13 protein-coding genes and 1 tRNA gene are annotated in these 12,429 nt (G+C 66.0%); 8 read left to right on the top strand and 6 right to left on the bottom strand.

Annotation, left to right across the window (positions count from 1 at the left end):
* The first annotated feature begins 15 nt into the window (after positions 1-15).
* The 4 genes from BLM15_RS26880 to BLM15_RS26865 all read left to right on the top strand — a co-directional run bounded on the left by BLM15_RS26880 (position 16) and on the right by BLM15_RS26865 (position 3,861).
* Positions 16-1,608 carry a DHA2 family efflux MFS transporter permease subunit gene (locus tag BLM15_RS26880; protein WP_126115616.1) on the top strand — a complete coding sequence of 531 codons (1,593 nt, stop codon included), beginning with the start codon at positions 16-18 and terminating at the stop codon, positions 1,606-1,608.
* A gap of 170 nt (positions 1,609-1,778) precedes the next feature.
* Positions 1,779-2,312 (top strand): iron response transcriptional regulator IrrA, encoded by a 534-nt coding sequence (irrA, locus tag BLM15_RS26875; protein ID WP_126115615.1) that lies wholly within the window; start codon positions 1,779-1,781, stop codon positions 2,310-2,312.
* Positions 2,313-2,706: 394 nt separating this feature from the next.
* Positions 2,707-3,195 (top strand): bacterioferritin, encoded by a 489-nt coding sequence (bfr, locus tag BLM15_RS26870; RefSeq protein WP_057191938.1) that lies wholly within the window; start codon positions 2,707-2,709, stop codon positions 3,193-3,195.
* 126 nt (positions 3,196-3,321) lie between these two features.
* The gene (locus tag BLM15_RS26865) at positions 3,322-3,861 is read left to right on the top strand and encodes an MOSC domain-containing protein (protein ID WP_126115614.1); all 540 of its coding nucleotides are present in this window, start codon (positions 3,322-3,324) and stop codon (positions 3,859-3,861) included.
* A gap of 100 nt (positions 3,862-3,961) precedes the next feature.
* Here the strand turns inward: BLM15_RS26865 and BLM15_RS32225 are convergent, their stop codons facing one another.
* The 4 genes from BLM15_RS32225 to BLM15_RS26845 all read right to left on the bottom strand — a co-directional run bounded on the left by BLM15_RS32225 (position 3,962) and on the right by BLM15_RS26845 (position 6,207).
* Complete coding sequence (locus BLM15_RS32225) at positions 3,962-4,624, bottom strand: cold-shock protein (RefSeq protein WP_126115613.1); 663 nt, start codon at positions 4,622-4,624, stop codon at positions 3,962-3,964.
* 180 nt (positions 4,625-4,804) lie between these two features.
* Positions 4,805-5,524 (bottom strand): carbonic anhydrase, encoded by a 720-nt coding sequence (locus tag BLM15_RS26855; protein WP_126115612.1) that lies wholly within the window; start codon positions 5,522-5,524, stop codon positions 4,805-4,807.
* A gap of 72 nt (positions 5,525-5,596) precedes the next feature.
* On the bottom strand, positions 5,597-5,911 hold the full coding sequence (locus BLM15_RS26850; protein WP_206438579.1) for a DUF167 family protein: 315 nt from the start codon (positions 5,909-5,911) through the stop codon (positions 5,597-5,599).
* Between the two features lie 5 nt (positions 5,912-5,916).
* Complete coding sequence (locus BLM15_RS26845) at positions 5,917-6,207, bottom strand: YggT family protein (protein WP_126115610.1); 291 nt, start codon at positions 6,205-6,207, stop codon at positions 5,917-5,919.
* 108 nt (positions 6,208-6,315) lie between these two features.
* Here BLM15_RS26845 and BLM15_RS26840 point away from each other — a divergent pair.
* Positions 6,316-6,391: transfer RNA gene (locus tag BLM15_RS26840), tRNA-Ala, on the top strand.
* 292 nt (positions 6,392-6,683) lie between these two features.
* A complete protein-coding gene (locus BLM15_RS26835) occupies positions 6,684-10,460 on the top strand; it encodes a DUF2339 domain-containing protein (RefSeq protein ID WP_126115609.1) in 3,777 nt (1,258 codons plus the stop codon).
* Between the two features lie 86 nt (positions 10,461-10,546).
* On the opposite strand, the gene BLM15_RS26830 is transcribed toward BLM15_RS26835, so the two are convergent.
* Positions 10,547-11,002: a hypothetical protein gene (locus BLM15_RS26830; RefSeq protein WP_126115608.1), complete on the bottom strand. Its 456-nt coding sequence runs from the start codon at positions 11,000-11,002 to the stop codon at positions 10,547-10,549.
* 132 nt (positions 11,003-11,134) lie between these two features.
* Here BLM15_RS26830 and BLM15_RS26825 point away from each other — a divergent pair, with 132 nt between their 5' ends.
* Positions 11,135-11,341 (top strand): hypothetical protein, encoded by a 207-nt coding sequence (locus tag BLM15_RS26825; RefSeq protein ID WP_126115607.1) that lies wholly within the window; start codon positions 11,135-11,137, stop codon positions 11,339-11,341.
* A gap of 107 nt (positions 11,342-11,448) precedes the next feature.
* The gene (locus BLM15_RS26820; protein ID WP_126115606.1) at positions 11,449-12,090 is read left to right on the top strand and encodes a hypothetical protein; all 642 of its coding nucleotides are present in this window, start codon (positions 11,449-11,451) and stop codon (positions 12,088-12,090) included.
* A gap of 15 nt (positions 12,091-12,105) precedes the next feature.
* On the opposite strand, the gene BLM15_RS26815 is transcribed toward BLM15_RS26820, so the two are convergent.
* A complete protein-coding gene (locus BLM15_RS26815) occupies positions 12,106-12,384 on the bottom strand; it encodes a hypothetical protein (RefSeq protein ID WP_126115605.1) in 279 nt (92 codons plus the stop codon).
* Between the last annotated feature and the right edge of the window lie 45 nt (positions 12,385-12,429).

Below are 12,429 nucleotides of genomic sequence, written 5' to 3'. Positions count from 1 at the left end.
GTCTTGGAGGCCGGCATGGCCACCGCTACGACTGCGATTCCCGCTGGTGCTCCACCAGCCGCCGACGCCATCCCGATGCGCCGGATCTTCGCCTTCATGGCGATGGTCTTCGGCATGTTCATGGCGATCCTCGACATCCAGATCGTCTCGGCCTCGCTCGCCGAGATTCAGGCCGGACTGTCGGCTTCCAGCGACGAGATCGCCTGGGTCCAGACCGCCTATCTGATCGCCGAAGTCATCATGATTCCCTTGTCCGGCTATCTCAGCCGGGCGCTGTCGACCCGCGTCTTCTTCTCGATCGCCGCCGCCGGCTTCACCGTCGCCAGCGTGCTTTGCGCCATGTCGAGCTCGATCAACGAGATGATCCTGTGGCGCGCCGTCCAGGGCTTCATCGGCGGCGGCATGATTCCTGGCGTCTTCGCCGCGGCCTTCACCATCTTCCCGGCCTCGAAGCGCCCGATCGTCTCGCCGCTGATCGGCCTGATCGCCACGCTCGCCCCGACCATCGGTCCCACCGTCGGCGGCTATCTCAGCCATGCCTTCTCCTGGCACTGGCTCTTCCTGGTCAATGTCATCCCCGGCATCGCCGTCACCATCGCCGCCTGGAACCTGATCGATTTCGACAAGCCCGATCACAGCCTGCTCAAGCGCTTCGACTGGGTCGGCCTCGGCTCGATGGCCGCCTTTCTCGGCAGCATGGAGTACGTGCTCGAAGAGGGCACCCGCCTCGACTGGTTCGAAAGCCACGAGATCGTCCTCTTCACCTTCGTGATGATCATCGGTGCCGTGCTGTTCTTCTGGCGCGCACTGACGCGCGACGACCCGCTGGTCGATCTCTACGCCTTCCGGAATCGCAACTTCGCCTTCGGCTCGCTGTTCTCTTTCACCATGGGCATCGGCCTTTACGGGCTGACCTATCTCTATCCAGTCTATCTCAGTCGTATCCGCGGCTATGACGCGCTGATGATCGGCGAGACCATGTTCGTCACCGGCCTCGCCATGTTCCTGACCGCGCCGATCGCAGGGCGCCTGTCGACCAAACTCGATCCGCGCATCATGATGATGGTCGGCTTCGGCGGCTTCGCGCTGGGCACCTACATGGCGTCGGCGATCACCTCCGATTGGGATTTTCACGAACTGTTGATCCCGCAGATCCTGCGTGGCTGTTCATTGATGCTGTGCATGGTGCCGATCAACAACCTCGCGCTCGGCACCTTGCCGCCGCAGCAGCTCAAGAACGCCTCCGGCCTCTACAACCTGACCCGCAATCTTGGCGGCGCGGTCGGCCTCGCCGTGATCAACACCCTGCTCAACGGCCGCACCGATCTGCACATCACGCGCCTGCACGAGGCCGTCGCCGCCGGCCGCCAGATCGCCGAGGAGAATCTGGCGTCGATGACCCAGCGCTTCATCGAATATGGCGACGTTGCCCAGTCGATGGCGCTGAAACTGCTGACGCAGCGGGCCCACAAGCAGGCGCTGGTCATGGCGTTCGGCGACGTCTTTCTCGCCCTGACAGTCATTTTCGCCTCCCTGGTGCTGCTGTCCCTGTTCATGACCAAGCCGCCAGCTGCGGCCCCCGCCGGTGGTGGTGGCGGCGGCCACTAAGAGCGGCCAACTCCGCCCGGCGCGCGTGGTGGACAACCCCCTGATGCGTCTTGCCGCAGGTGCGAAGAGATTGACAGTCGGCTTCGGAAGCGTCAAAAATACGAGTAATATCAGTAGTTTAGATAAATTCTAAACTGCATCAGAACTGATCTGCGAGTTGGAAAGCGTTCATGAGCATTCTGTCCCTCAAGGATGGCAGCCCGGTGCGAGCCCAGGTGGACCAGATTCCCTGGCCGCAGAAGGCGCCCGCCGCCTGCCCAATCAGCGCGGTCAAGGCGCGCCTGCGTAGCGTCGGCTTGCGGCCGACCCGCCAGCGCATGGCGCTCGGCTGGTTGCTCTTCGCCAAGGGCGACCGCCATGTCAGCGCCGAGATGCTCTACGAGGAAGCGCTGCGCGCCCGCGAGCCGCTCTCGCTCGCGACCGTCTACAACACGTTGCGCCAGTTCTCCGAGGCCGGCCTGTTGCGCCAGGTTTCGGTCTCCGGGCCGAAGACCTTCTTCGACACCAATGTCTCGGAGCATCACCACTTCTACAATGAGGACGACGAGACCGTCGTCGACATCCCCGGTTCCGAGATCCACGTCTCGGGCCTGCCGGTCGCGCCGGAAGGCATGATGATCTCCTCGGTCGAGGTGATCGTGCGCCTGCGCCGCGCCGATGAGGAAGAGACGGCGACCAAGGTCGCCGGTGGCCGCCGGGCGTGATCGTCTGCTCCTGCAACGTTTTATCCTGCCGGCAGATCAAGGGTACGATCGCGCCGGACGGGAGCGGTCCGCGCACTGCGGGCGAGGCTTATGATTGCCTCGGCTGCAGCCCGGATTGCGGCCGTTGCGCCCGCGAGGTCCGCGCTTTGCTCACGGAGGCACGCGCCGCCTGCGCCAGTCAGTGCCATAGCTGCGCCAGCCACGACATCGCTTGCTCGGTGCACGTCTCTGTCGGCTTGATGATGGCCGGCATCGAGGAAAACGACGACCGCGTCGCCGCCTGACCGGCACGTTGCATTTTCTCCGGTAGGCTGCTCGATCCGCCCTTCCCTTTCCTGCCTCGCCACTCTACATTAGGATCATTCTAATGTGATGGATTGCGAGGAGAGCGGCCATGAAGGGCGACAAGAAGGTCATCGAATACCTCAACAAGGGCCTGCGCTCCGAGCTCACGGCCATCAACCAGTACTGGCTGCACTACCGGATGCTCGACAATTGGGGGCTGAAGGACATGGCCAAGACCTGGAAGAAGGAATCGATCGAGGAGATGGTCCATGCCGACCGTTTCGTCGACCGCATCCTCTTCCTCGAAGGTTTTCCGAACCTGCAGACGCTCGACGCGCTGCGCATCGGTGAGAACGTCAAGGAAGTGATCGAGTGCGACCTCAAGGCCGAGGTCGAGGCGCGTTCGCTCTATCAGGAAGCCGCCAAATACTGCCGCGATGTCGGCGACTACCCGTCCGAAGACCTGTTCAAGGCGCTGATGAAGGACGAGGAAGGTCATATCGACTTCCTCGAGACCCAGCTCGACCTGATCGGCCGCATCGGCCTCGAACTCTACACCCAGAAGCATGTCGGCGGGCTCGAGGGCGACGAGCACTGATCTGCAATCTCGTTAAAGGGGCGATCGACCGGGCCTGGTGACAGGCCCGGTTTTTTGTTACGCGCTCGGCTCCCCAAAGGCCGTCCCTCATGCCAAAGACCAGGCATCGATATGGAGGCCAGAGAGATGGGTACGATCGTCGCAGTGGCACGGGACGAAGGCCACCACTTCAGCAAGCCGATCCTGCCAGCGATTCGCCTCCTCGCCGGCCTCGGTATCGAAGGCGACGCCCATTGCGGCAAGACCGTCAAGCATCGCTCGCGCGTCGCCGTCGACCCGACGCAACCCAATCTGCGCCAGGTCCATCTCATCCATGTCGAGCTGTTCGACGAACTTGCAGCCAGTGGCTTTTCGCTCCGACCAGGCGATATGGGCGAGAACATCACCACCCGCGGGATCGATCTGCTCGGCCTGCCGATCGGCGCCCGCCTGCGGCTGGGCGCGCAGGCGCTCCTTGAGATCACGGGGCTACGGAACCCTTGCGTCCAGATCGAGGCCTTCCAGCCCGGCCTGCTCAACGCCGTGCTCGGTCGCGACGCCAATGGCGGGCTGATCCGCAAGGCCGGGATCATGGGAATCGTGCTCGAAGGCGGCGAGGTCAGGGCCGGCGATGCCATCGGCATCACCTTGCCGGCTCAGCCGCACCGGGCCCTCGAACGCGTTTGAGGCGGCGCAGCCTTTTCGGCTCGCCGCCTCATCAACGCATCGACATCACACCCCGATCAGGCTGGTCAGCCTGACCGGTGCGAGGATCTCGCTCAGCTTCTCAGAGGAAGCTGATATTGGCGGCCTCGGGGCCCTTCTTGCCGGCGCGGATCGAGAAGCGCACGCGCTGTCCGTCCATCGGCGGCTGCAGGCCGCTGCGGCTCAGCGACGAGACGTGCAAGAACACGTCCGGCCCACCCTGGTCGGGGGCGATGAAGCCGAAACCGCGGTCGGTGTTGAAGAACTTCACCGCGCCATCGAACGGCCCTTCCAGCGGCGCGCTGGCGCCGCGATCGAAGCCGCCGCGATCACCGCGGTCGAAGCCACCACGGTCGCCGCGGTCGTAACCGCCGCCACCGCCATAGCCGCCGCCGAAATCGTCACGCGGCGGGCGCGGCGAGAACGGACGGCCACCGCCGCCACCAGGGCCGCCGGCGCCGCGCGGCGCAGCGGGAGTTGCGGTCGAAGCATCGATCTCATGGACGGAGACGACCTGCAGGCCGCGCCTGCCCTCGCCGAGATCGCAGATAATGGTCGCACCGGGCTGCAGATCCTGCGGATCCTGCGGGCCGATGGACGAGATGTGGAGAAACACGTCGCCGGAGCCGTCCGCCGGAGAAGCAAAGCCGAAGCCTTTCTCCGGATCGAACCACTTGACCTTGGCTTCGATATTCTCGTGGGTGACGAAGGGCGCCGGGGCGGCGGGCTTACGACGATCGAACATGCAGCTTCAACGATAGGTGACCGGGAGAGCGCAATCTAGCGCAAGCTTCTGGGTTCGTCATCGGGGCGGCGCAGCAAAAATGCTAGTCCGGCGAAATGCTGCCGGATCGCGAAATTTTTCGCCAGAGACCGCCGTTTCAAGCGGCGGGTAATTCAAAATTCGCTCGATCGGGAGCAGACGTCAACCGCCCTGCCCCGGCTCGGCTTCCGAGCAGCGGATCATCTGGACCTTCTTCGGCATCTCGCCGACCGCCGGGACAAACTGCCCTGACTGCGGATCGAGCAGCATCAGCTCGCCGGTCGCGACCGCGAAATAAGCGCCGTGCAGGTGCAGGCGGCCCTTGCCCTCCAGGATGCTGATGCAGGGAAAGGTGCGCAGATTGGCGAGCGATTGCTGGATCGAGAGCAGGGCCAGGCGCTCGACATAAGCCTCGAAGCTCTCATTGCGGCTGCGCCCGCCCGAGCGGCGCGCCGCCGGCTCGATCAGTGTGATCCACTTGCCGATGAAGTCGCCGGGCGAGAGCGGGCCCTGCGCATCGTCGGCGAAAGCTCTGATGCCGCCGCAGCGGCCATGGCCGAGCACGACGATATGCTCGACCCTAAGCGCTTGCACCGCGTATTCGAGTGCGGCGGAGGTTCCGTGCAGCTGATCGTCGGGCGAGAAGGGCGGGACGAGATTGGCGACGTTGCGCGCCACGAACATCTCGCCCGGACTCGCATCGAAGATCACCTCGGGCGAGACTCGCGAATCGCAGCAGCCGATCAGCATGATCTTCGGCGTCTGCCCGCTCTCGGCGAGCTCTTCGTAGCGGCTCTTCTCGCGCGTGAAACGATCGTCGAGGAAGGCGCGATAGCCTTCCGTCAGGCGCTGCGGGAACGGCTGAGAGGTTGGCTGGTCCATGGCGCGCAGTTGGGCCAGAAGGCGACCGCCTTCGTCAAGAGCCGGCTGGCATGATTCTGCTGCAATGCAGCATCAATTCGCGCAAATCCGCTTCTGCAATCGCGCCGCCAACGCCTCGCCATCGCCCTTGACGACGATGCGCTTGAGCCGCGCGCTCGCGCCGGCCGTCAGCGACAACTGCGAGCGGGACACGGCGAGCACCTCCGCCAGGAGCGCGACCAGTGCGGCATTCGCCTCGCCCTCGCTGGGAGCCGCTCGAACCCTGGCTTTCAGCACCTGGCGGCCATCGGCCAACGTTTCGACCCTGTCGAGGGCATCACGCCCGCCGCGCGGCGTCAGGCGAATGGCGATCGCGAGCCCGTCCGGTCTGACGGACCAGGCCGTCACCGCAGCTAGAATACGTTGGGATAGATGTAGCGGGTGATCACGCTTTGGATGAAGAAGATCAGCAGCAGCAGGATGATCGGCGAGATGTCGATGCCACCGAGATTGGGCAGCATGTTCCGGATCGGACGCAGCGCCGGCTCGGTCAAGCGGTAGAGGAAATCCCAGACCGTGGAGACGAACTGGTTGCGGGTGTTGACGACGTTAAAGGCGATCAGCCAGCTCAGCACGGCCGAGGCGATCAGGATCCAGACATAGAGGTTCAGCGCCAGCATCACGACGTCGAGAACGGCACGCATCGAACAGCATCTCCGAGAAGACCGGGCACTCCTCCAGAAGCGCCCACAAAACTCCTGCCGCAAGCGATTGACAGGAGAGCGACGCAGGGCCTAGAAGGCCAGCGCCTTGGGGCTGTAGCTCAGATGGGAGAGCGCTGCAATCGCACTGCAGAGGTCAGGGGTTCGAATCCCCTCAGCTCCACCAAGGTCCTCCGTTTCCGACAATCTTGCCTCCCTTTTTATTGCTCCCCGGTGATACCGCAGTGAGCGAACGAAGTGGCTGATCGCTTTGCCGCATTGCAGCAGCGGCATCCCATTCCCTGGATACTCCATCAGAGCCGCAGCCGACGGAGCCTGGCCAAGCGCATTGCATCCCGGCCATCAAATCTCGAATCGGCGTCACATCACACCAAACGCTGGGATTGGACATCTCGGCGCGAGGCGCGCTATCTGCGCAGCCGCTATTTGATCATCGAGTGAGGGGCGGAACTTCAGACATGGAAGGCTTCGCGCTTCTCGGCCTCGGCCTCTTCGGCTTCCTCTTCATCGCTGTCCCCTGGGCCGCTTTCAGTGCACTGGGGCGCGGCAACAGGGCACTTGAGCTCGCCGCCCATCAGCGCGCCGAGATCGATGCCTTGCGTGCCGATCTGAGTGTCCTACGGGCACAGCTCGCTGCTGGGGCCGCGGCCAGCGAGGCGCCTTCCGAACAAGCAGACGAGCAGGTCGAAAATGCCCTCGTCGAGGATGCACCAGCTCCCGTCATCACAGCTGATTTCGATGTACCGACGCCCGCTCCTGTCGCGGCAGAAGAACCAACGCCATCGCCAGGACCAGCCATCGATCTCGTCGCGGCTCGCACGATCGAAGACCCCGCAGGCAAAGTTTCGGATGAGGAGCTTCTCCCTCCGCTCGAGACGCTCGCCGCGAGCGTCACAGCTCCCGCATCGGACCTGGACGTCCAGCGGAGCGAGCTCCTGCGGGAAGCCGAGCCCCTCGCCACGCCTGCGCCGCGCCGTGATTTCGAGGAGGCTATCGGCTCGCGCTGGGCGGTCTGGATTGGCGGCGTCGCGCTCGCACTCGGTGGCCTCTTCCTGGTTCGCTACTCGATCGAGGCCGGCCTGTTCGGCCCGGGCGTCCGGCTGCTGCTCGGCGCCGCCTTCGCGCTCGCTGCCGCCGGCGCGAGCGAATATCTGCGCCGGCGCGAAGCGCCGCTCACCTCCGATACCGGCCCGCTCGCCAGCCTCGGCCATGCCAGCATTCCCGGCGTGCTGGCGGGCGTCGCCGTGCTCAGCGGCTTCGGCGTGGTCTTCGCCGCCCATGCCGTCTACGGCTTCATTGGGCCGAGCACGGCTTTCGGATTGATGGGGTTGCTTGGTCTGGCGGCGCTCTCCGCCTCGCTGCTGCACGGCCCGGCGCTCGGCCTGTTCGGCCTGCTCGGCTCCTATGCGACGCCTTTCCTGGTCGCCAGCACCGCGCCGAACTTCGTCGCGCTCGCTCTCTTCATCACCTTCGTCACCGCTGTCGCCTTCCTGCTGCACCAGCGCCGGCCCAGTCGCGTCGTCACGCTCGGCGCCGTCGCCGGACATGGCGCCTGGACGCTGCTCATCGCCTTCGCCGGCGGCAATGTGAGCTGGGCCGCCTGGCTTGCCGCCTCCGGCCCGGTTCTCGCGCTCGGCCTGCTCAGGGAATGGCCGGCCTGGCGCAGGACGACCGGGTTCGATGGCGGCTGGCGGATCGCTGGCTTCGAACTGATCAGCCTCATCGCCATCGGCGTGCCGCTCGTCCTCTCCGGCATCCTCTGGACCAGCCATGGCGGGCCCGTGTCGCTGCATGCCGCCATCATCGTCACGGTGGCGGTCGCCGTCGCCGGCGCGATCAGGCACCGCGACCTCGCCCCGCTGGCGCTGCTCGCCGGCGCGGCAGCGGCCGGCATGGCGCTGCTCTGGCCGACCCGCGAGGGCGCCTTCGGCCTGTCGCCGACGCTGCCGGTCGACCTGATGCGCCTCAGTTTCGCCCCCGACGCCGGCCCGGACCTGCGCTGGACCGCCGGTCTCCTTGCGCTGCTCGTCGGCGTTCCGCCCTTCTTCACCTTGCTGATGCGGCGCGGCTCAGGTGCGGGCGGCGTCCTGGTGCGCGGCTGCCTCGCCTTCGCCTCGGCGCTCGCGCCGGTCTGCCTGCTGCTGGCGACGGCACTGCGCAGCAACGGCTTCGAGCGCTCGACCGGCTTTGCCGCACTGGCCCTGCTCCTGACGATCACGCTTTTTGCCGCTTCCGAACTCCTCCTGCCGGTCGAGCGCCGCAACACCAAGGCTCGCGCCAATCCGCTCGCCTTCATCGGCTCGGCCGCCTATGCCGCCGCCGGCGCGATCGCGCTCGGCCTCGCCATCGCCTTCGCTTTGCGCGAGACTTGGCTGGTTGTGGGCTTCGCCGTCTCGGCCGCGGGCGTCGCGCTCCTCTCCGCCTTGCGTCCGATTCCGCTGCTGCGCAGCATGTCGGCGGCGCTCGCCACCGCAGCGCTGGCGCGGTTCGTCTGGAGCCCGATCGTCAGCGATATCGGCTTCTGGCCCATCCTCAACTGGCTGATCCCGGCCTATGCCCTGCCGGCGCTATGCTTCGCCATCGGCGCGCTGGCGCTGCGGGGCAGGCAGGATCGTCCGCGCCTAGTCCATGAGGCGCTCGCCGCTTTCTTCTTCACTGCCTTCGTCTTGCTGGAAGTGCGGCAGGCCTTCGCCGGTCCCGATCTCGTGCCAACCGTGGATCTGGTCCGCCTGCATTATCTCGGCCCACGCAACCGGCTGTTCGAGGAAGTCTTCTGCCATGTCCTGGCACTCGGGCTGCTCGGCGCAGGCTTCATCCTGCTCGCCCGCCGGCTGGGAGGGCGCGTCTTCGGTGTCTGCGCCGATATCGCCGCGATCGCGCTGATCCTCGTCAGCATCGGCGGGCTTTGCGCCGTGCTGAACCCGGTCTTCGATGGCACGCCGGTGCTCGGCTGGCCGGTGTTCAACCGGCTGCTCTGGTATGTCGTCGTCGGCGGCCTGCTCGGGCTACTCGGCTACTGGCTCGGGCGCGACGGTCGCTCGCGCCTGGGCGACACGCTCAACGCTGGCGCTGCGGTGCTGGTCTCGCTGGGCGCGATATTGATCGTCCGGCAGGCCTTCTCCGGCCCGGTCCTGGCGCCGATGGATGGCAGGTCCGCCGGCTTTGCCGAGGTGGTAACGATCACGCTGCTGCTGCTGGCGCTCACGGCGGCCGCGCGAATCTGGCGCGAGCTCTCACCCGGCCGCGTCACCGGCTTTACCCTGCGTGCTCTCGCCGTGATCGCGATCGGCTGGGTGGTAGTCGCGCTCGGCATCGGCCGCAATCCGCTGTTCGATCACAGCGGCGTCGAGGGACCGGTCATCTTCAACCGTATCCTTTGGGGTTATGGCGCAGCGATCTCAGGCTTCGCCGGAGCAGCCTGGTGGCTGCGCGAGGTCGCGCCCGCGATCAGCGTCGCCTTCCGGCGCATGGCTCTGGCGGGGTCAGTGCTTTGTGCCTTCCTCCTGCTGCGCCATGGCTTCCACGGGCCGTTGCTGGCCTCCGACGTCCCAGTCACCCTCGCCGAAGCAGGCTTCTATGCCGCCTTCGGCTTCATCGCCGCCGTGATCGTCATGATCGCCGGCTCGGTTCGCTTGATCGGTCGCTCGGTGCCGGTCGGTCCCGATTGGGCGGCGATCGGCTCCTGCGGCCTGTTCGCCCTCCTGCCCGGCCTCATCGCCAATCCGTTAGTGGCCGAGCAGCCGCTTGCCGGCCCGCTCCTCCTCGACAACGCCGCCATCGGCTACCTGCTGCCGGCGCTGCTCGCCTTCGCGGCAGCGCGTTGGGCCAGGGAACACCTCGTGGGCGCCGTGGCGCGGCGCATCTTCGGCGTCGCCGCGATCATCGGCGGGCTGGCCTATCTGCTGATTGAAGTCCGGCGCGGCTTCGTTGGTCCCGATCTCCTGGTCGACGCCGGCAGCGCGAGCGAACTCTATGCCTATTCGGCAGCGCTCCTGCTCTATGGCGTGGCGCTGCTCGCGCTCGGCTTCCGGTTGCAGTCGAAGGACCTGCGCCTAGCCTCGCTCGGCGTCGTGACGATCGCCATCTGCAAGGCTTTCCTGATCGATATGTCCGGGCTGGAAGGCCTGTTGCGGGCCTTGTCCTTCATCGGCCTCGGCGCCAGCCTCGTCGCCATTGGCCTTGCCTATCAGAAGCTGCTGCTGCGGGAAGCCTCGCGGCCCGGCAAGGCGCATTGAAAAAGCCTCCCGCGTCGATGCGCGGGAAGCTCGAATATCCCTGGCGGAAGCGCTCCCGGTGAACCGGACGCGCTCCGATTGTCGTCTCAGCCCTTGAGCCTGGTGTTGCACTGGCTCCAGTAGCCGCCGCCCTTCTCGATCCACTTCAATTCGCCATTGGCATTGGCTGCTTTATTGGCATTGTACTGGTCGACGCAGGTCTTGAGGCGCGCCTTGCCGGCCGTCTCATTCGAATACTTCTGCGAGACGGTCCGCGGGAACACCGCAGCCTTGGCTTTGCCGGCGGGCTTGGCCGGGGTGGTCGCGGCCGGCGTCGCCGCCGGAGCATCAGTCACGGCTGCCGCGGCATCATTCTCCGAGGCGTCGTCATCGGCGCAGTTGGCCTTGCGGAAATCGTTCCACTTCTGGCCCTTCAGCGTGTTCGCCTTCTTGGCGTCCTGATATTTGGTGCTGCACTCTTTCATGGTCAGAGCCGAGGCCGGCGCAGCGGCGAAGCTTGCGGCCATGAACGCGAGGGCGGTGGAGAACAGAAGCGTCTTCATGAGCAGTCTCCCTGGGCGATGTGTCGAGCTCGCCAAGGCGAGCTTAACCAACGATGTGAATCTCTGCCATCGCCGTGCGGCAACTTCTGGGCTAGTTCGCCGTTTCATCACGCACACTCAAAGGAGCACTCGATGAAAACGTCATCTCTTGCCGCAGCCGCACTGGCCGCGCTCAGCCTGACCGCCTGCACGACTCTGGAACAGCGTGTCAGCGGCGCTGCGGTCGGCGCAGGGACCGGGGCGGTCGTCGCCGGGCCGGTCGGTGCTGTGGTCGGCGGGGCCGCCGGCGCGGTCAGTGCTCCGGCGGTGGTTCGCACCACGCGCCGCGCGACACGGTAGTCTTAAAATCCGGCTTTCTTGCGCGGCGGCGGAACCACGCCGCCGCTTCGCCGTTTCGACCATGAAGCTTTCGAGCCCAGAAACTTTCGAGCTCATGGAGTTGACGGATGGACAACGACAAGCGCCTGCCACCGGACGTGCCTTCCAACAAGGATGAGATGCGGGAGGAGATCGACCGCGCGACCGGCAGCGTTGCGGCGCGCGCCGCTGACCTCGCCAATCGTACGGCAGAGACCGTCAAGGACGGCTATGGCCGGGCCAAGGAAAAGCTCGCCGAGCTCGATCCCGCCGATACGCTGCGCGAAGCAGGGCGATATGCCCAGGAGACCGGCGAGGCCGCTGTCGACACGGTCGAGCGCCATCCGCTGGCCGCCTTCGCCATAGGCGCACTCAGCGTCGGCTTGATCGCCTGGGCGGTGACACCCCGCCGTTCGAGCTGGCAGCCGGACACGAGCGGCTGGAGCAGCACACTGCGCGATTATGGCGATCAGGCGCTCCGCGCCGGACGCGATCTGATCGGCAGTGGCCGCGAGCAGGTCGATCGGAGTGGCGACTACGTTGCGCGTGGGCAGGATTATCTCGATGTCGGCCGCGACTATGCCCGTGAAGGCGGCCGCGCGCTGATGCGCCGCGGCGAGCGTGAGCCGCTGGCGGCCGTGGTCGGCGTAGGCCTTGCGCTCTACGTGATCAGCTCGCTTTTGAGCAGCAGCAGCCAGACGCAACCTGCTCGTCGCCGGGCTAAACGGTAAAGTCGCCTATCGAATTCAGCCCGACCGGCGCGAGGCCTTCTCCGCCTGGCGGGCTGCCTGCTTCTCGGACTCGCCCGCGCGCACGAGGCTGGTGATCGCGAGCGGGCGCCTTCCCGATTTCTCGGCGATGATGCGGTCCTGCTCCTGGATCGCTTCCAGCGCCGGATCGTCGCCGTCGATCCCGCCCAGCAACTCGGTGGGAACGCGGCGATTGGAGCTGCGCGAGCCATCTTCATAGAACACGTCGAACAGGACGTAGGCGGCGTCGAGCGGTTTCGATTTCTTGCGGGCCATGGTCGATCCTGTCGGTTGGGCGCCCCCTCCGGCAGCAGCGCGCAG

The sequence above is a fragment of the Bosea sp. Tri-49 genome (assembly GCF_003952665.1).
Classification (GTDB): domain Bacteria; phylum Pseudomonadota; class Alphaproteobacteria; order Rhizobiales; family Beijerinckiaceae; genus Allobosea.
The sequence above is the reverse complement of the archived record's forward strand: the minus strand, read 5'-3'. Positions and strand labels throughout refer to the sequence as shown.